Below are 1,246 nucleotides of genomic sequence, written 5' to 3' on the forward strand. Positions count from 1 at the left end.
AGGTACTGTCTTCAAAACCAAATTAAAGTTGATATTTTTTAATAAATTTGTTTAGTGAAATCTTCCTTCTGGAATTTTATCATGTGTAGCCTCTGATTTTTCAGGGGCTATTATTTTTTCCGAGTAATCAAAATCAGCTTGATATTTCATTTTTTTTCTCCATAGGTAATATGCCATTACCAGTAATTTTTTCTGCACAGCAACGTATCCTTTCATCTTTATACCTGTTCTTTTATAAACTCTTTGGTATAGATTCTTAAATTGTGGCTGATCCTCACGAACAGCGCATAGTGCTGGCATATGTAGGATTCTTCTTATCCTTGAATTTCCTTTTTTGGAGATCTTGGTCCGACCGACATGGTTTCCCGACTGATTCTCAACCACATCATAGCCTGCGTAGCTGACAAGTGATCCCGCATCTTTGAACAACACAAAACCATTCGTCTCAGCCGCAATCACTGCAAATGAAAGCATAGCTATACCTTTTATCTCCGATATATTTTTGTAATGGAAGTTAAGTACCTCATCCTCCTTAACTATTTCCTCAATAATCTTATCCATTTCATTTATTTGCTGCTCCAGCAGGCGCATTGTTTTTTTCATCTGCCTGATAATATCCTTACTCTGGAACTGGCTATGGGTGATCGCTTCAAGCTGGTTATTGATCGCGGAGTGCATTTCGCTCAGACTCTGATGCTGGCGTGTACAGCTTCTCAGGTTATAAAGTTTCCGGCTCGGTGGTATCCAGAGATCAAGTTTTTTCTCAGCCCCGATCTGTGCCAGGCCTCGTGCATCTATTTTGTCGTTCTTGGACTTGGCACCGTTTGCCTGAAGATACTTCTTCGCTTTATTGGGCAGAAGGATGCTTATTGAAAAATCCTTGTCATGTAGATACCAGGCAAGCTGCTCATGATATACACCAGTGGCCTCCATCACACAGAAGACCTGTAAATCCTCTTTTCTGTTACGCCTTACCCATTCAATCAGGAGCTTAAACCCCCATGTAGAATTCGTGAACTTGTGGGTAGATTTAACCTTTACAGACTGCTCCGTATCGATAACCGAAAGGCAACAGTGAAAATCTTTTTTGGACACATCGATCCCGATTGAATACTTTAGATTGCTCATAGTCTATAATTAGAATAAGACAACCAGAAACTACTCTCAGTCTTTGCTCATGTTAATCGCTGATCCGGATACTGTGATCTGGTCAATAGGTACTGTCCTGACTTTAAGAAGTAAAAAA

General features: G+C 39.9%; 1 protein-coding gene. It reads right to left on the minus strand.

Translation table 11 applies throughout. The annotated features are described in order from the left end of the window. Positions 1 to 51 precede the first annotated feature (51 nt). Entirely contained in the window at positions 52 to 1,128 is a 1,077-nt protein-coding gene (locus tag U859_RS0130185; protein ID WP_025146925.1) for an IS110 family transposase, read from the minus strand. Between the last annotated feature and the right edge of the window lie 118 nt (positions 1,129 to 1,246).

The organism is Pedobacter jeongneungensis (assembly GCF_000633455.1).
Lineage (GTDB): Bacteria > Bacteroidota > Bacteroidia > Sphingobacteriales > Sphingobacteriaceae > Pedobacter > Pedobacter jeongneungensis_A.